16 protein-coding genes and 1 pseudogene are annotated in these 19,040 nt (G+C 68.0%); 5 read left to right on the forward strand and 12 right to left on the reverse strand.

From position 1 onward, the window contains the following. Positions 1 to 4: 4 nt before the first annotated feature. Entirely contained in the window at positions 5 to 1,987 is a 1,983-nt protein-coding gene (locus ABZT04_RS12535; RefSeq protein WP_356055940.1) for an amino acid transporter, read from the reverse strand. Between the two features lie 125 nt (positions 1,988 to 2,112). Between ABZT04_RS12535 and ABZT04_RS12540 the strand changes: the two genes are divergently transcribed. The 3 genes from ABZT04_RS12540 (at position 2,113) to ABZT04_RS12550 (ending at position 7,412) form a co-directional block, all read left to right on the forward strand. Further along, positions 2,113 to 2,739: a YigZ family protein gene (locus tag ABZT04_RS12540; RefSeq protein ID WP_356055942.1), complete on the forward strand. Its 627-nt coding sequence runs from the start codon at positions 2,113 to 2,115 to the stop codon at positions 2,737 to 2,739. Positions 2,740 to 3,223: 484 nt separating this feature from the next. After that, complete coding sequence (locus ABZT04_RS12545) at positions 3,224 to 4,387, forward strand: exonuclease SbcCD subunit D (protein WP_356055944.1); 1,164 nt, start codon at positions 3,224 to 3,226, stop codon at positions 4,385 to 4,387. A gap of 34 nt (positions 4,388 to 4,421) precedes the next feature. Then, positions 4,422 to 7,412 (forward strand): SMC family ATPase, encoded by a 2,991-nt coding sequence (locus ABZT04_RS12550; RefSeq protein ID WP_356055946.1) that lies wholly within the window; start codon positions 4,422 to 4,424, stop codon positions 7,410 to 7,412. Here the strand turns inward: ABZT04_RS12550 and ABZT04_RS12555 are convergent. Further along, the gene (locus ABZT04_RS12555; RefSeq protein WP_356055948.1) at positions 7,406 to 7,852 is read right to left on the reverse strand and encodes an Lrp/AsnC family transcriptional regulator; all 447 of its coding nucleotides are present in this window, start codon (positions 7,850 to 7,852) and stop codon (positions 7,406 to 7,408) included. The genes ABZT04_RS12550 and ABZT04_RS12555 overlap by 7 nt on opposite strands. A gap of 123 nt (positions 7,853 to 7,975) precedes the next feature. Here ABZT04_RS12555 and ABZT04_RS12560 point away from each other — a divergent pair, with 123 nt between their 5' ends. Then, positions 7,976 to 8,455 (forward strand): rhodanese-like domain-containing protein, encoded by a 480-nt coding sequence (locus ABZT04_RS12560; RefSeq protein ID WP_356055950.1) that lies wholly within the window; start codon positions 7,976 to 7,978, stop codon positions 8,453 to 8,455. A gap of 35 nt (positions 8,456 to 8,490) precedes the next feature. On the opposite strand, the gene ABZT04_RS12565 is transcribed toward ABZT04_RS12560, so the two are convergent. From ABZT04_RS12565 to ABZT04_RS12600, 8 genes and pseudogenes are all read right to left on the reverse strand, one after another. Next, positions 8,491 to 10,452, reverse strand: coding sequence for a radical SAM protein (locus ABZT04_RS12565; protein WP_356055952.1), 1,962 nt, complete (start codon positions 10,450 to 10,452; stop codon positions 8,491 to 8,493). 59 nt (positions 10,453 to 10,511) lie between these two features. Continuing rightward, entirely contained in the window at positions 10,512 to 11,321 is an 810-nt protein-coding gene (locus ABZT04_RS12570) for an inositol monophosphatase family protein (protein WP_356055955.1), read from the reverse strand. A 40-nt stretch (positions 11,322 to 11,361) separates the two neighbouring features. After that, on the reverse strand, positions 11,362 to 13,770 hold the full coding sequence (locus tag ABZT04_RS12575) for a tetratricopeptide repeat protein (protein ID WP_356055957.1): 2,409 nt from the start codon (positions 13,768 to 13,770) through the stop codon (positions 11,362 to 11,364). 15 nt (positions 13,771 to 13,785) lie between these two features. After that, positions 13,786 to 14,172 carry a hypothetical protein gene (locus ABZT04_RS12580; protein ID WP_356055959.1) on the reverse strand — a complete coding sequence of 129 codons (387 nt, stop codon included), beginning with the start codon at positions 14,170 to 14,172 and terminating at the stop codon, positions 13,786 to 13,788. Positions 14,173 to 14,602: 430 nt separating this feature from the next. Continuing rightward, positions 14,603 to 15,217: a transposase family protein gene (locus ABZT04_RS12585; protein ID WP_356056186.1), complete on the reverse strand. Its 615-nt coding sequence runs from the start codon at positions 15,215 to 15,217 to the stop codon at positions 14,603 to 14,605. A gap of 50 nt (positions 15,218 to 15,267) precedes the next feature. After that, positions 15,268 to 15,471: an ATP-grasp domain-containing protein gene (locus tag ABZT04_RS12590; RefSeq protein WP_356055961.1), complete on the reverse strand. Its 204-nt coding sequence runs from the start codon at positions 15,469 to 15,471 to the stop codon at positions 15,268 to 15,270. A gap of 116 nt (positions 15,472 to 15,587) precedes the next feature. Next, positions 15,588 to 15,767, reverse strand: a pseudogene (locus ABZT04_RS12595) (DUF4343 domain-containing protein); the annotation flags it as partial. Beyond that, positions 15,746 to 16,054 carry a hypothetical protein gene (locus ABZT04_RS12600; RefSeq protein ID WP_356055963.1) on the reverse strand — a complete coding sequence of 103 codons (309 nt, stop codon included), beginning with the start codon at positions 16,052 to 16,054 and terminating at the stop codon, positions 15,746 to 15,748. The pseudogene ABZT04_RS12595 and the gene ABZT04_RS12600, both read right to left, overlap by 22 nt. A gap of 165 nt (positions 16,055 to 16,219) precedes the next feature. Between ABZT04_RS12600 and ABZT04_RS12605 the strand changes: the two genes are divergently transcribed. Beyond that, complete coding sequence (locus ABZT04_RS12605) at positions 16,220 to 16,738, forward strand: immunity 21 family protein (protein ID WP_356055965.1); 519 nt, start codon at positions 16,220 to 16,222, stop codon at positions 16,736 to 16,738. Between the two features lie 34 nt (positions 16,739 to 16,772). On the opposite strand, the gene ABZT04_RS12610 is transcribed toward ABZT04_RS12605, so the two are convergent. Further along, positions 16,773 to 18,464 (reverse strand): DUF885 domain-containing protein, encoded by a 1,692-nt coding sequence (locus ABZT04_RS12610; protein WP_356055966.1) that lies wholly within the window; start codon positions 18,462 to 18,464, stop codon positions 16,773 to 16,775. Between the two features lie 44 nt (positions 18,465 to 18,508). After that, positions 18,509 to 19,003 carry an Lrp/AsnC family transcriptional regulator gene (locus ABZT04_RS12615; RefSeq protein WP_356055968.1) on the reverse strand — a complete coding sequence of 165 codons (495 nt, stop codon included), beginning with the start codon at positions 19,001 to 19,003 and terminating at the stop codon, positions 18,509 to 18,511. Positions 19,004 to 19,040: the final 37 nt, after the last annotated feature.

Raw genomic sequence — 19,040 nt, forward strand, 5'->3', positions numbered from 1 at the left:
GCGGTCAGCCGACGTGGACGCGGGGCCGGCGTGCGGGGTCCGGTTCCGCGCGGCGCAGTACCTCGCGGGTGACCGGGGCGACCTCGCCGTCGCCGAAGATCAGGAAGCGGACGAGATGGCTGACGGGGTTGCCCTCGGTCCAGGTGAAGTAGGCGTGCGGGACCTCGCCGGTCCGGTCGCGCAGGGCCAGCAGGACGGCGGCGATCGCGTTGGGCACCGTGGGACCTTCGATGCGCAGCCGTCGTACCCCGTGCTTCTCGTCGCCGTGGACGGCGATGTCCGCCGAGAAGTCCGAGGAGTCGCGGACGAGCACCTCCAGGAACAGCACCGGGCCGCCGTCCGGGATGTGGGTCTCCTCGCGCTGGCTGTATTCCTTGGCGCGGTACTCCCGAGTGCTGTGCTCCTGCGGCTCGTTGGCGATCAGCCGCAACGGGCCGCTGCGCGCCGCCTCCTCGACGAACCGCGCGGCCGCGCTGTCGAACGTGACCTCGGCGGCGCGCAGTTCGAAGGCGCGGTGGACGCGCGAACCGAACGACGTCACCAGGATCAGCACGATGAAGATGCCCGCGATCTTGATGCCGTCGGGCCGTTCGATGACGTTCGTGACCAGCGTGTAGCCGAACACGGCGGTGATAGCGCCGAACCCGATCGTCGCCTTCCGGTGCCCCCGCTTGTGCACGGTGACCGTGGAGGCGAACGCGGCGGAGAGCATCAGCACCAGGACACCGGTCGCGTACGCGCCGCTCTGCGCGTCCACGCTCGCGTGGAACCACAGCGTGATCAGCACGGCCGTGACCATGAAGACCAGCACCAGCGGACGGACCGCCCGCGTCCACTCCGGGGCCATGCCGTAGCGCGGCAGATAGCGGGGGACGAGGTTCAGCAGGCCGGCCAGCGCGGAGGCGCCCGCGAACCACAGGATGGCGATCGTCGAGACGTCGTAGAGGGTGCCGAAGGCCTGGCCCAGGTGCTCGTGCGCGAGATAGGCGAGCGCCCGGCCGTTCGCCGGGCCGCCGGTCCTGAACGCGCTCTGCGGGATCAGGATGGTGGTCGCCAGGCTGGACAGGAGCAGAAAGCCGGACATGATCAGGGCGGCAGTGGTGAGCAGTTTGCGGGTCTCCCGGATGCGGCCCGTCGGCTTCTCAAAGGTGTCCGTCGGATCGCCCTTCACCTGCGGCATCACCGCCACACCCGTCTCGAAGCCGGACATGCCGAGCGCCAGCTTGGGGAACACGAGCAGCGCCACGCCGACCATCGCGAGCGGCGACGAGTGCGCGGCCGTCATCGCGTCCGTCCAGTCCCCGATCTTCACCGGATGGCTCAGCACCTCCCATGCGGACACCGCGAGGACCACCACGTTGAGCGTGAGATACGTGCCCACCAGCACCACGGCGATCCCGATGGCCTCCCGGAACCCCTTGAGGAAGACCGCGCCCAGCGCGCCGACGAGCACCAGGGTGATCCAGGTGTTGCCACCCTGCATCCAACCGGGCGCGAACGGGTTCTCCACGACATGCGCCGCCGCGTCCGCCGCCGACAGGGTGACCGTGATCATGAAGTCCGTCGCCGCGAAGCCCAGCAGCACCAGGACGAAGATCTTCCCCGACCACCACGGCAGCAGCCGCTCCAGCATGGCGATCGAACCCTCGCCGTGCGGACTCTCGTGCGCCACCCGTCGGTAGACCGGCAGTGCCCCGAGCAGGGTCAGCCCGATCAGCACAACCGTCGCGAGCGGGGAGAGCAGCCCGGCCGCGAGCGCGGCGATGCCCGGCTGATAGCCCAGGGTGGAGAAGTAGTCGACGCCGGTCAGACACATGACCCGCCACCAGCGGTGGCCCTCGTGTTCCGGGTTCGGGGTGGCGTGCGGGCCCGGGTGCCGGGCGCTCTGCTCGCTCAGGCCGTCCAGGAGCCAGGCCCGGCAGCGGTCCGCGGCGGACTCGCCGCCGGACCCGGTGGTCTCCGTGGGGTCCACCTGCGCGCCGGTCATGCTGAGAACTCCCTGTGATCGGACGACCGTGCCCGGTGCCTGGGCAACGAGGAGCGAGTATCCACCACATCGTCACCCGCACCCGGACCGGGGGCGACCCCTGGCCCTGCGCATAGGCTGGCCGGATGCAGGACGAGTACCGCACAGTGGCCCGCCCGGGCGTGCACGAGACCGAGGTCAACCGCTCCCGCTTCCTGTGCGCCCTCGCCCCCGCGGCCACCGAACAGGAGGCCCAGGACTTCGTCGCCCGCGTCCGCAAGGAGCACACGGACGCCACCCACAACTGCTTCGCCTACGTCATCGGCGCCGACGCCGCGATCCGGAAGGCGAGCGACGACGGCGAACCCGGCGGCACGGCGGGCGTCCCCATGCTCCAGATGCTGCTGCGCCGCGACATGCGGTACGTCGTCGCCGTCGTCACCCGCTACTACGGCGGCGTCAAGCTCGGCGCGGGCGGCCTCATCAGGGCCTACGGCGGCTCGGTCGGCGAAGCCCTCGACAGTCTCGGCACCCTCACCCGCCGCCGCTTCCGGCTGGCCACGGTCACCGTCGACCACCAGCGGGCCGGCAAGCTCCAGAACGACCTGCGCGCCACCGGCCGCGAGGTACGGGACGTGCGCTACGGCGAGGCCGTCACCATCGAGATCGGTCTGCCGGACGCCGATGTGGACGCCTTCCGGGGCTGGCTGGCCGATGCCACGGCGGGGACGGCGGGACTGGAACTGGGCGGCGAGGCGTACGGAGACGCGTGAGGTCTGTCAGGTTGCCCATGTCCAGACCTGGTTGGAGCTTCCCGCGCAGCCGAAGCCCTGCACGGTCTGACCGTCCTGCCCCGAGCCGGAGGCTTCCGCGTCCAGACAGAGGCCGTCCGGGACGCTGACCAGAAGCGCTTGCGGAACCGCGGGTCCTCCGTGTACTCGGGCCGGATCACCTTCGCGGCGGCCGGAGCCGAGCCGCCGGTGGCGTCGCGGCCCAGACAGACCCGGCCCATCCCGCCACTGCCGAGCATCGACGTCAATGTCTCTCGCGTGGTGCGTGTGACGTGAGATTCGCGCAACAGGCCTGTACGACCGGGCAGTTGAGGATGCCGAGTGGTGCGCACCCGGCTCCCGGACACCCAGGGTGGTGTCACTGATCGGCACATTGTGCATATTTACTGTCATAAGCTCCCGAATGCGTGGGAACTCCGGGGTCAATGGTGAATCAGGGGTCGCCAGGCGCTAGCGTGGTGGCTCCATGAAACTGCTGCACACCTCCGACTGGCACCTGGGCCGGGCGTTCCACCGCGTGAACATGCTCGGCGCCCAGGCCGACTTCGTGGCCCATCTGGTGACCACCGTGCGTGAGCGCGAGGTGGACGCCGTGGTCGTGTCGGGGGATGTGTACGACCGGGCGGTGCCGCCGCTGGCCGCCGTCGAGCTGTTCGACGACACCCTGCACCGGCTCGCGGACCTGGGCGTGCCCACGGTGATGATCTCCGGCAACCACGACTCGGCCCGCCGCCTCGGTGTGGGCGCCGGTCTGATCGACCGCGCGGGCATCTTCCTGCGGACCGAGCCGTCGGCCTGCGGGACACCCGTGGTGATCCCGGACGCGTTCGGCGATGTGGCCTTCTACGGCCTGCCGTATCTCGAACCCGCCCTGGTGAAGGCCGAGTTCGGGGTGGAGAAGGCCGGCCACGAAGCGGTGCTCGCCGCCGCCATGGACCGCGTCCGCGCCGACCTCACCGCCCGCCCGACCGGCACCCGGTCCGTGGTCCTCGCGCATGCCTTCGTCACCGGCGGCGAGGCCAGCGACAGCGAACGCGACATCACCGTGGGCGGGGTCGCCGCCGTACCGGCCGGGGTCTTCGACGGCGTCGACTATGTGGCGCTGGGGCATCTGCACGGCTCCCAGACGATCACCGGGCGCGTGCGCTACTCGGGCTCCCCGCTGCCGTACTCCTTCTCCGAGGCCGACCATCGCAAGTCCATGTGGCTCGTCGACCTGGACGCCGACGGGGCCGTCACCGCCGAACGCGTCGACTGCCCGGTGCCGCGTGAACTGGCCCGGATCCGGGGCACGTTGGAGGAGCTGCTCGACGACCCCGACCTCGCGCGGCACGAGGAGGCGTGGGTCGAGGCGACGCTCACCGACCCGGTGCGCCCGGCCGAACCCATGGCCCGGCTCACCGAGCGCTTCCCGCACACGCTCACCCTCGTCTTCGACCCCGAGCGGTCTCCCGACGACCCCGACGTGTCGTACGCCAGGCGCCTCGCGGGCCGCGACGACCGGGAGATCGCCGACGACTTCGTGGCCCATGTGCGTGGTGCCGGACCCGACGGGGACGAACAGGCCGTCCTCCAGGCCGCGTTCGACGCCGTGCGCGCGGACGCGGTCGTCCGGGAGGTGACGCCGTGAACGCGCGGCGGGCGCGGACGGAGGACGGTACCCGGTGAGGCTGCATCGACTCGACATCACCGCCTTCGGGCCCTTCGGCGGCTCCCAGACCGTCGACTTCGACGAACTGTCCGCCGCCGGGCTCTTCCTCCTGCACGGCCCGACCGGCGCCGGCAAGACCTCCGTCCTCGACGCCGTGTGCTACGCGCTCTACGGCTCGGTACCCGGCGTCCGCCAGAGCGGCCAGGGGCTCACCCTGCGCAGCGACCATGCGGCGGCCGGCACCCGCACCGAGGTGCGGCTCGAACTGACCGTCGCCGGGCGGCGGTTGGAACTCACCCGGCAGCCGCCCTGGGAGCGCCCCAAGAAGCGCGGCACGGGCAGCACCCTCGACAAGGCACAGAGCTGGCTGCGCGAGTACGACGCCACGGCCGGCACCTGGAAGGACCTCAGCCGCTCGCACCAGGAGATCGGGGAGGAGGTCACCCAGCTCCTCGGGATGAGCCGGGAGCAGTTCTGCCAGGTCGTGCTGCTGCCCCAGGGGGAGTTCGCGCGCTTCCTGCGTTCCGACGCCGAGGCGCGCGGCAAGCTCCTTGGCCGGCTCTTCGACACCCACCGGTTCGCCGAGGTCGAGAAGCGGCTCGCCGAGCGTCGGCGGTCCACCGAGGCCCAAGTCCGCGAGGGCGACGCCGAGTTGCTGGCCGACGCGCACCGCATGCAGCAGGCCGCCGGGGACGCCATGGAGCTGCCGGACCTTTCCCCGGGTGAACCCGGCCTCGCCGAAGCGGTGTTGACCGCGGCGGCCGTCGCCCGCAGCACCGCACGCGAGCAACTGGCCGTCGCGCGCAGCCGTCTCGCCGCCGCAGAGTCCGCCCAGGCAACCGCCGACCGGGAACTGGCCGACGTACGCGAACTGGCCCGCATGCAACAGCGGTTCGCCCAGGCCCAGGAGCGGGCCGCGCTCATGGAGGAGCGGGCCGACGGCTACCGGCAGGCGCAGGCGCGGATGGAACGGGCTCGTAAGGCGGAGGCCGTGGCACCCGCGCTGGAGCTACGCGAGGCCGCCGACCGCGAACACCGGGAAGCCGCTCGGGCCGAGGCACGCGCGCGCGACCTGCTGCCGGAGATCTTCGCGGGCGCCGGAGCGGCCGGACTCGCCGCCGCCGCACGCCGGGCCGCCGAGGAACTGGGCGGCCTGGAGTCGGCCCGCCGCGCTGAACAGCGGCTCGCCGAACTCGGCTCCGAGCGCGCGGAGTTGGACCGGCAGGAGCGCGCCGACGACGACGTACGGCAGGAGGCCGAGGCCTGGCTCGCCGAGTGGGACACCACCCGCACGGGACTTCAGACACGGATCGAGTCGGCGCAGGAGGCCGCCACCGCGGCCGAGCAGCTCGCCGTGCGGCGCGAGCCCGCCGAACGACGGCTGGCGGCGGCCCGGCAGCGGGACCAGTTCGCCGGGGACACGGAGGACACCCAGCGGCAGGTGCTCATCTGCGCCGAACGTGCCGTCGAGGCCCGCGACCACTGGCTCGACCTCAAGGAACAGCGGCTGAACGGCATCGCCGCCGAACTCGCCGCCCACCTCACCGACGGCGCGCCCTGCGCCGTCTGCGGAGCCACCGAACACCCCGCGCCCGCCCGCAAATCCGCCGGACACGTCGACCGCGCCGCGGAGGAAGAGGCCCTCGCCGCCCATCAGCGCGCCGAGGAGCAGCGCACCGAGGCCGAGCGGCGCCTCAGCCTCGTACGGGAGGCGCTCGCCGCCGCCACCGCCGAGGCCGGTGACACGCCTACCGATCAACTCGCCGACGAGGTCGCCGAGTTGGAGCGACTGTACGAACAGGCGCGCCGGGACGCCTCCTGGCTGCACCCCGCCACCGAGGAGCTGCGCCGGGCCGAGCAGGAACACGAACGGCGGACCGCGATCCAGCAACAGGCCGCCGTCCGGGCCGCATCCCGCACCACCCTCCGCGACAGCCAGGACCGCGAACGGGCCGCGCTGGAGGAGGAGTTGGCGCACTCGCGGGGCACCGCAGACAGCGTGGCCGCCCGCGCCGCCCAACTGGAGCGGCAGGCCGCGCTGCTCACCGACGCGGCCGACACCGCGCGCGCCGCCGAGGACACCGCGCAGCGGCTCAAGGACGCCGACGCCCGGCTGGCCGACGCCGCCTTCCGCGCCGGGTTCGACACCCCGCAGGCAGCGGCGGACGCCCTCCTCGACGACACCGTCCATCGCGAACTCCAACGGCGCCTGGACGCCTGGCAGTCCGAGGAGGCCGCCGTACGGGCCGTCCTCGCGGAGACCGACACGGCGGCAGCCGCGCGACAGGCCCCCGCCGACCTGGACCGGGCGGAGCGCGCAGCGGCCGAGGCCGTCCGGCGGACCCGCGAAGCCGCCTCCGGGTGCGACGCGGCGGCCCGGCGCTGCGCGGAACTCGACCGGCTCTCCGTCCGATCGGCGGCCGGGGCCCGTCAACTGGCGCCGCTGCGCGAGGAGTACGACCGGGTCGCCCGCCTCGCCGCGCTCACCGCGGGCACGTCGGCCGACAACGAACGCCGGATGCGCCTGGAGTCGTACGTCCTCGCGGCCCGTCTGGAACAGGTGGCCGCCGCCGCGACCGTACGGCTGCGGCGCATGTCGTCCGGCCGCTACACCCTCGTCCACTCCGACGACCGGGCCGGGCGCGGCCGCAGCGGACTCGGGCTGCATGTCGTCGACGCGTGGACCGGGCGGGAACGGGACACGGCGACGCTGTCAGGCGGCGAGACGTTCTTCGCCTCGCTCGCCCTCGCCCTCGGGCTCGCGGACGTGGTCACCGACGAGGCCGGCGGGGTCCGGCTCGACACCCTGTTCATCGACGAGGGCTTCGGAAGCCTCGACGAGCAGACCCTCGACGAGGTCCTCGACGTCCTGGACTCGCTGCGCGAACGGGACCGCAGCGTCGGCATCGTCAGCCATGTCGCCGATCTCCGGCGGCGCGTCCACGCGCAGTTGGAGATCGTGAAGGGGAGAGCGGGGTCGGCGGTGCGGCAGCGGGGTCAGTGACCCAGCGGGCGGCGGGGCAGCGGCGAGGAGTAGACGACGCTGGTGGTGACCGACCCCAGCGCGCCGATCCGCCCCGACACCTCCTCCAGGTGGCGCATCGAGCGCGCCGCGACCTTGATCATGAAGCAGTCGTCGCCCGTCACATGATGCGCCTCCAGGATCTCCGGCGTCGCCGCGACCAGGTCGTGGAAGGGCTTGTAGTTGCCGTTCGGATACCGCAGCCGCACGAACGCGAGGATCGGCAGCCCCAGCCGCTCCGGGTCCACGACCGCCGCGTACCCCTGGATCACCCCCGCCTCCTCCAGCCGCCGCACCCGCTCGGTGACCGCGCTCGCGGACATGGCGACAGCACGGGCCAGCTCGGCGAAACTCACCCGGCCGTCCCGCTGGAGGACGTTGAGGATGCGCCAGTCCGTGGCGTCCGGGGAATACATGGTCATCGCTGAGGAATAGCAGGGAGATCCCCGGTCGATCAAGGGATATGCCGGTGATCACCACTTCAGGGAACCGACCGCCGACCGTAGATTTCTGGCCGTAGCAGCCACTCGCTGAAAGGCCGAACCATGAGCAGCAGCACCGCCGTCAACCCTGTCCTACGGGTAGCCCCCGCCGCTCCCTCCGTAGCGGCTGCCCACTTCCGTGCGAGCCTCGCCTTTCACGCCGACGTCTCCGACGTGGCCGCCGCGCTGGCGACGGACGGCGAGCCCGGTTTCGTCGTCCTCGACTCTCGGTCCACCGAGTCCTGGGGCCAGGGCCACATCCCCGGCGCCCTCCACCTCCCCACCGCACTTATCCCCGAACAGGCCGAGCAACTCCTCGACCGCTCCGTGGCGGTCGTCACGTACTGCTGGGGCCCCGGCTGCAACGGCGCCACCCGAGCCGCCCTCGCCCTCGCCGAACTCGGCTACCAGGTAAAGGAGATGCTCGGGGGCTTCGAGTACTGGGTGCGCGAGGGTTTCGAGTTCGAGACGTGGGAGGGCCGTGAACGGCGTGTGCCGGATCCGTTGACGGCGCCGGCGGGGGCGGCGGACTGCGGCTGCTGACGTGGGGTGCGGCGTCAAAAGTGTGGCGATGGATTTCACATCGCGTCTGCCGCGGTCTGTTCAATTCTGATAGCGCTTCGACGCAGGTGATTGTTCTTCCTGCCGTACCGCACCGCCTGTATCGCGTACTTGGACAGGTCGCCCCTGTATTCATCGATCGCCTGCAACGTCACGTCGCAATCCGAGGCGGACAATTTCGGGGTCCTGCCGTAATAGATTTCCTCGAAATAGTGGGAGAGGTTGTACCTGAGGTGCAGGTGTGATTCGGCGAGTGACAGGGGATCTACCAGGCTTTCCTTCTGGTAGGAGATTAGATCTTCAAGAAGAGGTGTTGGCATCGGCAGGTCGTGATGGGATGCCAATTGCCTGATAAATGAACTCAGTTCCGAGAAAAGTTGGTCCTTCCGCGTGATCATACTGAGAAAGGAAGCCTCCTCGGGATACCATACCAACTCCCCAAATCCAGGAACGGGGCGCCCCATGCCGATCCCATTGGTGCCCTCCAGCATGACAGCGACCGTGTCGGCGTAGTGCTGGCCCAGCATGAGTTCGGGGTTGGCGGCTGCGAATTCCATCAGCTCCTCATAGAAGGCGTGATATTCAAGACCGAACTCGGTCCAGAAGAACATGGCCAGTGCCTGGCTGATATTGAGGCAGTGGAAGCACTGGACAGCCCAGGCCAGCATGAAGCACTTCTGCCAGTCCTCGAAGGGCAGCGTTGCTGTTTCGATGACGACGTCGAAGTATTCTTGAATGTCATCGGCGCTGGGAGTCGCATACCCCAACAACATGGGCAGACGTGTGGTACGGATAGAGTGAAGCGTTCGGTAGTGGAGCGTGGCCATCTCCGAGTTGGGCAGCAGTTCACACAGGTAGATCAACAGCCCTTCGTGCTGCCCCGCGCCGAACAGCCGACTGACTCCCTGGCGAAAACTCTCCAAGGTCTCGCCCGGAAGACCCAGAATGAGTTCCGTGTACGTCGGCATTCCGTGGCTTCGGTACAGGTTGAGCAGCTCGGTGAGGTTGTCCTGCTTGATATTGCGTCGCTTGATCACCGTCAGACAGTCGTCGCTCATGCTCTGCATGCTCAAGGTGATGCCGCGCTGAAGCCCCACCTCTTGGAGGACCTTGGCTATCTCGAAGACGGCCGGGCCACTCTTCTTGGCGAACGACGGACGGAACTGGACCGGGTAGCCATAGTCCGTTCGCACTTCTGCCAGCTTTTTGGACAGGCCGATGTCGCGGGGCACGATGCCGAAGTTTGCGTCACAATTGTACAGGATTTCTATCCGGTGGCGGCCGAACCAGTCCAGTTCTTTCATGAGTCGATCGTCATCGAAGTGCCGGAGTTTGGTGAAAACCGCAGATCCCCAGTCGCAGAACGTGCACGAGTAAGGGCACCCCCGGTTGGTCTCATGACTTGCGTTCCAGCGGTACGGTAGGTCGATCAGGGCGTCGAATGTTCCCGCCAGGTAGGGTGAAGCGAGTTGATTCACATCCTTCACGGCCTCGCGGGCGCTGGTCCTGATGCATTCACTGTTCTGGGTCCGCACGCTGAGCCCTGATATCTTGCTGTAATCCGGATCGGGCAGTAATGATTCACGCAAGATGTCGGCGAAAGCGAACTCGCCCTCATGGTGAACCAAGATGTCAACGAATGGGTTGAGTTTGAAGAATTCCTTCGAGTCGAGAGGAACCTGAGGTCCCCCCATCACTATCAAGCAGTCCGGATGGGCCGATCGGACCGCGCGCGCGAGTGCCCTGCTGTACTCCCAGTTCCAGATGTAGCACGAGATTCCCAGAACTCGTGGATCGCGAAAACGCCGTGCGACGTGGTCAACGTTTTCACGAAGGAAGATGAACTCCTGAAACCTGAAGTTCTCAGCTATTTCCGGTTGTCGCTGGCAATGCGCCTGGATGACACCAACGGAGTAGGGCAGAAAAGCCTGATCTCCGAAGCGATTGTTGACCTGAGCCAGATAAACGTTGTGGTGCATGGTCCCACCCTCTCGGTTCAGAATCGGCTCATCTAGTTGACGGTGACCAGAAGCAGCGGTCAGGCACTCTCGGTTTCCCGCATCGCCAATCGGATCTCCCGACACAGATCTGCGGGTCCCGCTACCCATCCGCCGGAGTGCTCCAATGGCAAGGTGTTCAACAGGCTCATTCCGTCGAGAGACATCAGCATTCCTCCGGCCTCAGCCAACAGGAGCGCCGCGGCTGCATAGTCCCAGAGGAAAATGCTCTTGCCCGGCTTGGGCGGGTAGAGGGCCGCATGGCAGTCCCCGCACAGGACCTGGGCGACTTTGGGGGTGAACGCGCCGACGGGCGCGATGCCCCTGGGAAGCAGACGGGTCCATACGGAGGCGAGGGAGGGGTCGGCCCGCTGGGTCGGACTGACGGCGAGCTTCGCCGCACGCAGGTGCGGTGGCGCCTGGAGATAGACAGGAATGCCGTTCACCCGCGCTCCGCCCTCGGCAGTGCAGGTAAATCGCTGACCACGGAACGGGAGATCCAGGACGCCGGCCACCGGCTTCCCCTGTTGGAAAAGGGCAACCGAGATGGCGAAATCAGCAGTCCCAGCGATGAGCTCCTTCGTGCCGTCGATAGGATCGATGACAAAGCACAACTCACTGGCCAGCGCAGCGGGATTACAATGCGTTTCCTCGCTGAAGATATCGGCCGAAGGGTACGCCTCCAACGCGGCGGCGATGAGTCGACCCTCGATCCGGAGGTCCAGGTCGGTCACCGGTTCGACGCGTCCGTCGTCGAGCGTCTTGACTGATGACCGCGGAAGATGCTCTATCAGCTCTGACCTGCAACGATCCAGTATGGGATCGAGCCACTCCATCGGAAAGTCACGCATGTACGCCCTCCGCCGGACTGCCATGGTCGAGGCCTCTTGATCACGTCGCCAGAAGTGTCCGAATCTCGTCGGCGTTCGGAACTCCGAGCTCTTCGAAAATGACCAGCGCCTGGTCCAATTTCATACGCGCTGCGTCTTTGTCGCCGATACTGTGCAACAACTTTGCGAGTTGGTGAAGGGACTCGCCCTCTCCGAAACGGTCGGCCGTTTGCCTTCTCACCGTAATACTGGACTCGTAGAATTCAATGGCCTTAGTGGGCCTGGAGCCCAGTTCATGGGCCACCGCGAGCTGAAAGAGAGAGCGCCCCTCGTCGTACCGGTCCCCTATGTCCCGGAACACCGTCAGGCTCTCCTCGAAGCACTGGATCGCTTCGTCGAGTCGGCCACTCGCTTGGTACGCGACGCCAAGGCTCATACGCATCCGGCCTTCGCCGTACCGGTCACCGAGTTCGGTTCGAATGCTGAGGCTTTCCTGACCGCAAGCGATGGCCTCCGCATAGCGCTGCATCGCCTGATATATCGGCACCAGATTGCAGAGGACCGCGCTTTCGCTGTACCGGTCCTGAATCCTTCGGGCAATGGACAGACTCTGTTCTCCGTATTCGACCGCCTCATCGAAGCGGCCCACCATGTAGTGAACGCGTCCGAGTGCATCCAACGTCCGCCCTTCCCCGTAAAGGTCACCGATGCTGCGCCTGATTTCTAGACCCCGGTTGCCATGGCGTACGGCCTCTTCGAAGCGACGCAGGCGAAGGTTGGCTATACATAGATTGTGCAGGCTCTGCCCCTCGCCCTCACGATCCCCCAATCGCTGAGCGGTGGCGAGCGCGAGCTGGCTCAGCACTTCGAGGTCGCGGGGATAGGCGCGGAGGTGGCAGAACCAGAACAGCGCATCGGCGATCTGTGTGGCGATGGCTCCGAACTGGTCGGGAGCGGAAGCCGCCTGCCGCGCCGCTGCAACGAGGTTGGGCCGCTCGGCCTCAAGCCAGTCCAGCGCAAGTGTCCGAGTGGCGAACCCGGGCTCGCCGTTCACCTTTTGCGCGGTGCGACGTGGATCAGTGGGCTGCAGACAGGTGCTGGCCCCGCAGGCGCGCGCGAGAAGGAACTCGAATGTCCTGTGGAGGGCCAGTCGGCGGTCATCCTGTGCGTCGTCCCGGAAGGCATGCTCACGAGCGAACAGACGCAGGAGGTCGTGCATCTGGTATCGCCCCGGCGAGGGCGACTCCAGAAGCTGGGCATCGACAAGTCTTTCCAGGGCTTCGTCCGTCGTCTCATGCGTGCCACCGATCAGCGCGGCGACGATGTCCACGCTCACATCCGGGCCCTCCAACAGGCCGAGGAGCCGGAACGTGCGCGCGCAGGAGGCCTCGGTCGGTCCGTCGATCGCCGACAGGGCTTCGTAACTGATTCCGAAGCTGGCACGCACCGCGAGGTCGCCGAGTTGCAACTCGTTGAGCCGGGCTCGTTCGTCCGTCAGACGCGCGGCGAGGGCTTGGAGCGACCAGGACGGTCGTGCCGCGAGACGGGCTCCGGCGATTCTCAGTGCGAGTGGCAGCAGGCCGCACTGTCTCGCCAGTGTGGCAGTGGCCCCGGGCTCTGCCGCGACCCGCTCCTTGCCCGCGAATTTCTCCAGCAATGAGACGGCTTCGGTCGCGGATAGCACGCTGAGATGGAGGTGAGCGGCGCCGTCCAGGGTCGAGAGCACTTCGCGACTTGTGATGAGAACCGCGCATCCGGTGCCGGCCGGGATCATTTGACGGGCCTGCATGGCGGATGCTGCGTTGTCGAGCATGATCAGAATCCTGCGCCCGGAAGTGAGGGAGCGGAATCTGGTGGCCGCCTCGCCGGTATCGACAGGGATATCCTTGCCATCCATCCCCAGAGCCCTGAGAAACCGCCCCAGTACATCAATCGGGTTGAGCGGGGCGAGCCCCGGCGTCGCCCCCTGCAAGTTCACGTACAGATGGCCGTCGGCATAACGGTGCGAAATTTCGTGGGCGAAATGGATCGTCAGCGCGGATTTGCCCACGCCGGGCGGGCCGTCCACCACGATGATTGGTGTCGAAGAACTCGCTTCGGCGGCGCCGACAAGTTCCGTAAGCTGCTCCAGCTCAGAGACTCGGCCGGTGAACGCGGCGATGTCGGGAGGAAGTTCGGCCGGACGCGCGGGGTTGCTGGATGATCGCTCACGGTCCTGGTGGACGTGCACCGCCTCTGCGCTCGCGATCTGCACCAGTTTTCCAAGCATTCCTCCGGACACCGCTGCGGTGAAGCCGGGAATGCCGGTTTGCTCAAGCCGGGCAGCGAGTGCTCGGGTGCCCCGATCGGGCTCGGACACAAGCAACTGGAATACTTCCTGCCCCTGAAGGTCGACCTGCAGCCACTCGCGCAGAATAGCCCAAGCGGCAGCCAACGCATCCTGCCCTCTGCTGGAAAGGTCATGCACCACTTGGGAAATCCTCTTCTAGAAGGTCACGTCCCCGTGCACATTTCCCATGGATACGATCTTCCCGACCTGGGCCTGGCCCTCCACGGTGATGTTGCCGACACCTGGATTCTCGCGGGAAGTGCGGGTGATTTCGGCCAGGATTGAGGCGAAAGATTCGTCTTCTCGTGCCCTTTGCTGGAGTTCCCCGGCGAGATCTTCCAGTACCGATTCATTCTGCGGATCCGACTCCGCTGCGGCCAGGGCCGCTGTCCCACGGGTATCTTCGGAAAGCCGTCGGCGAACAGACTGAAGCAGTTCACGAACGCGCTCCCAGGTTGCTTTTCCGCTCTCTCTAGCGAACTCTTCACCGGCCGACTTGGCCAGAAGTGCGGCAACTCCAGCGGCTATAAGGTCAACTTCCACGGCGCCCCCCGGTGCGCATTACGCCAAGTTCGCTCGACGGTACCAGAGCATCAGGTCTTCGCGTGCGGTCCGTTCTTGATTACGGACCCACCCTTTCCTATGGCTGAACACAGCCGGCCCAATAGGTATTTCCTGTCGCAGTTGCCACAGAAGATTGTGCGGCGGGACTGGACTGATTCGTCGGCCAGAGCGGCGGCGAGGCCGCCGATCACGTGCTCAGACGCTCCCAACGTGGGCGAGCACCAAAGCTCACCTGACCACAACCGGCCGCGCACGGCCTCTCGACTTCACCGTCGCCACAGGCCAAGCATCTGATGCAGTTGCCTTCGAGCTGGTGAAAGCCCGATGCCGATGCACACGCCCGCTGAGCCGGGCTCAGGTCCGCCGTCGCTGGTGGGACAGCAGGCTGCGACTGCCTGGACCTTGTCGCTCATATGCTCGCGGCGCCGATGTGGCGCGCGAGCGACTGCCGGTTCTTCAGATGCGCGATGCCGTGTTCGACGCGGATGCGACGTGAGGAATGCGCCTGGTAGCCGGCGTCAGCGAGGATTTCGTCCACGGGCCTGCCTGTCAGGGGTTTGACCAGCCCTAGCTGGCGTGCGTGGGTGATGTCCGCACAGCTTGCGAGCCGGATTGGACTGCACCACCTCGCGCCGAGATGGTCGACGACTTCGGCCAGGGTTCTCAGCCGTATGTCGGAGGTGATGGTGCAGCCTCGCTCGGCGGACAAGGGCCGAACCTCGTTGATGGCTCGGGTGACGGTGGAACGGTCCATGTGGAACCAGCAGGCCAGCACGTCGTGGGTGGTCCCGCAGCGGGGAGGGACGAGGGTGGCAAGGAGCCTGTCGATAAACACCAGCCGGTGCCTTGCACCGGCGCCCACGGTCCGCTTGCGCCGCCGGGAGACAAGCCCGGCCTGGTGGCGCTCGTGGCACAACGGGCCGACCTCGGCGACGAGTTCATAGATCATGTCGGCCGTCAGACCTGCGATCCGCCGGTCGCTGATGATCGCTGCACGAGTTGCGCTTCGGACCCACACAACCATGATCAACGATCAAGGTATCGGTGCCTCACCGCCAGCCATGCACGAGCTCATTAGCTGCGGATCACGGTGGGCACCCAACGCAGGAACGCACGGTCGCTAGCGCTGAACTCCCCTTCCGGGCGGGCCGCTCGTCGGACGACATCGAGGGCTTCGTCGGCGTCGCAGGCGTAATGCCCGCTCGCCCAGGCCGCATTGGCCTCGACGGCCGCCCAGTCGCCGTCGGCCAGGCGCCCGACGTCCACCACAATTGCCATGGCAGCTCAAGACCTTCGGTCAGGCGGCCGGCGAAGCCCACTACCTCGTCCCCGAGCCGGTCCTCGGCGAACGGGTCGACATCGAGCCGACCGCCCGTCAAGTAGCGGCTGTCCATGCGGACGTGACCGTCCGGCGCGAAGAGCCGGTACTCCACGGCGAACGTGACGACATAGCTCGCCAACACTGCCGTGTAGTCATCGACCGCGTCGGGGCCCGGCATCGGACTGCTGTCCGGGTAGATCCGCGCCGGGAAGGTCTTGTCGTTGGGCGGCTTCACGAACGACGGACGGCGCATCTGCCTTGCCTCGGCGAATGTGGTTCAACTTCCCTGCCTGTGAGTTTGTACGGCAGCCGCGCCAGCCAGTCCGCCAGCGCCTCCAGCAGTCCGAGGCCTACGTCCCCGGCCACGGCGTCCGCGAACAACAGCCCGGCGTACAGCGAGGTCCCGGCCGCCCGGCGCGACTCCACCGGTTTCCGCCAGTCCCGCACTACTTCGACGTGCAGACCGCGCCGCCGTGCCGCGTCCGTGAGGGCGTACCCCGTCCCGGTGACGCGCGGAGAGGAAGAGGGTCCGGGTCTCATGGAAGAGAGGACGGTCGATAGGAAGGTCGGCGGACTGCGGCTGCTGAAACCGCGACCGCCTTCTCTGAACCGCCCGCCCCCGCAAGGGAGTTGACGGACGGTCAACCCGACTCGCCCGACCCGAAGGGTGAACATGTGGGATCGCTGTGCGTGTAGGTTCTGCCCATGGCGCGATACGCGGAGCCGGACACGGTGGTGCAGTGGGTGGAGTCGGGCGGCGGGCCGCTCATAGCGGTGCCGGAGACGGTGCTGCCGTTCTGGACGGGAGCCGACGGCGATGAGCTGGCCTCGGACTACGACCGCGCGTGCGAGGTCGGTGGGTGCGTAGGCCTGCTGCCCGTGGGCGACAGCGCGGCCCTGGTCCTCGGGGACGACCCCGCGTCGACCTCCTTCCTGCCAGACCACGGCGCGTTCGTACGGTGGGGTGCCGCGAACTGCGAGGACGACATCCTGGCCGGTGTGCCCGCCGCGCTCGCCACCGCGACCTGGGAGAACGAGGTGCGGTGGGACGTACCCGGACCGGTGGTGCTGTTCGACTCGGCGTGGCCGGGGCGGGACTCGGAGGGCACCGAGCATCTGAAGGTCGACCTGGAAGCGGGCCGCTACGCCGTCCGCGCGGGACGGGCCCAGCCGGGCCCTGAGACCTGGCTGGTCCTCGTCCAACTGCGACGACTCCCGGACTGAACCGAAGCCCCGCCCGGGAGTTGACGCCCGGGCGTCAGAGCCGCGACAACTCGTCCACCAGGTCGTCCAGTCCCAGTGAACCCTGCGACAACGCGGCCATGTGCCATGCCTTCAGGTCGAAGGCGTCGCCGTGCCGCCGCCGCGCGTTCTCCCGGCCCAACAGCCAGGCGCGCTCGCCGAGTTTGTAGCCGATGGCCTGGCCCGGGATGGTGAGGTAGCGGGTCAGTTCGCTCTCCACGAAGTCCGCCGGACGGCTGCTGTGCGCGCCGAAGAACTCCTGGGCCAGCTCCGGCGTCCACCGCTCACCGGGATGGAACGGCGAGTTGGCCGGAATCTCCAGCTCCAGGTGCATGCCGATGTCGACGACGACCCGGGCGGCCCGCATCATCTGCGCGTCGAGATAGCCGAGCCGCTGCTCGGCGTCCTCCAGGAATCCCAGCTCGTCCATCAGCCGCTCCGCGTACAGCGCCCAGCCCTCCGCGTTGGCGCTGACCCCGCCCACGGCCGCCTGGTAGCGCGACAGGTCCTCGGCGACATGCGCCCACTGCGCGAGCTGGAGGTGATGGCCGGGGACGCCCTCGTGGTACCAGGTCGAGACGAGGTCGTAGGCCGGGAAACGGGTCTGGCCCATCGTCGGCAGCCAGGTGCGGCCCGGGCGCGAGAAGTCCTCCGACGGGGGCGTGTAGTAGGGCGCCGCCGCACTGCCCGGAGGCGCGATGCACGACTCCACCTTCCGCACCCGCTCGGCGAGTTCGAAATGTGTGCCGTCCAGTTTGTCGATCGCCCGGTCCATCAGGCCCTGGAGCCATGCGCGGACCTCGTCGACGCCCTCGATGTGCCGGCCGTGCTCGTCGAGATGCGCGAGCGCCACCCATGGCGTCTCCGCGCCGGGCAGGACCTTCTCGGCCTCCTGCTTCATCTCGGCGAGCAGCCGGTGGTACTCGGACCAGCCGTACGCGTACGCCTCGTCGAGATCGAGGTCCGTACCGTTGAAGTAGCGCGACCAGCGCGCGTACCGCTCCCGGCCCACCGTGTTCGGCGCGCCCTCGATGGCCGGCGCGTACACGTCGCGCATCCAGTCCCGCAGTTCAACCAGGGCCGCGGTCGCCGCACGGGCCGCCTCGTCCAACTCGGGGCGCTGCGCCTCGGGCCCCGCCGAGGCGAAGTCCTCGAACCAGCCGCGCCCCTGGCCGTCCGTGTCCGACCATTCGGTGAGCTGGCCGATGAAGGTGGCCGTCGGACGCGGACCCGCGTACAGCTTGCGGTCCAGGCCCAGCGCGAGGGAATCACGGTAACCCGCCAGCGCGGTCGGTACCGCGCGCAGCCGCTCGGCGATCGCCGCCCAGTCCTCGTCGGTCTCGGTCGGTGTCACCGTGAACACCTCACGCACCGAGTGCGCGGGCGTGTGCATGTTGCCGACCGCGCGCAGGCCCTCCTCGGCCTCGTGCACGGCGAGTTCGGCGGTGAGCCGCTCGCGCAGCAGGCGCGCGCAGCGGCGCTCGATGTCACTGCTCGCGCCGGGTAGGCGCTCTGCCTCGTCGAGCTTCGCGAGGGTCGCCCGCTGAAGCTCCGCGAGTCGTTCCTGACCTGCGGGGGAGAGGTCGGGCAGGCGGCTCGAACTCTCCTTCACGCCGAGATATGTACCGGTCACCGGGTCGAGGGCGATGAGATCGTCGACATAGGCGTCGGCGACCTGCCGGGGCAGCGGAGTGTTGGTCTGCGACATGGGGACCATCCTCATACGGGGGACTCGGCCCCGTCACCCCGATATCACCCCGATTCAGCTACGGGCGTGGCAAGCGGCAGCAAGGGTCCGCAGTCCCACTGCTGGAAGATCAACCGGGTCTCCACCCGAGCCACTTCGCGCCGTGACGTGAACTCGTCGATCACCAGCCGTTGCAGATCCGCCATGTCCGCGACGGCCACATGGACGAGATAGTCGTCGGGTCCGGTCAGATGGAACACGGTCCGTGACTCCGGCAGTGCCCGGATCCGCTCGACGAACGGCCCCACCAGCTCCCGCCGGTGCGGCCGCACCTGCACCGACAGCAGCGCCTCCAGCCCGCGCCCCAACTTGGCTGGATCGACCCGCAGTTGATGCCCGAGGATCACACCGGCCCGACGCAGCCTGGTCACCCGGTCCAGACACGTCGACGGCGCGACCCCGACCTCCGCCGCGAGATCGCGATACGTCGCCCGGGCGTCGTTCTGCAACAACCGCAACAGATGGAGATCCACCGGATCCAGTACGACGTTTTCGCTCATCGCCCGAACGTAACACGGAGCATTCCCTGCTGAAGCC

Source organism: Streptomyces sp. NPDC005492 (assembly GCF_040605995.1).
In the GTDB taxonomy this organism is placed as follows: Bacteria; Actinomycetota; Actinomycetes; order Streptomycetales; family Streptomycetaceae; genus Streptomyces.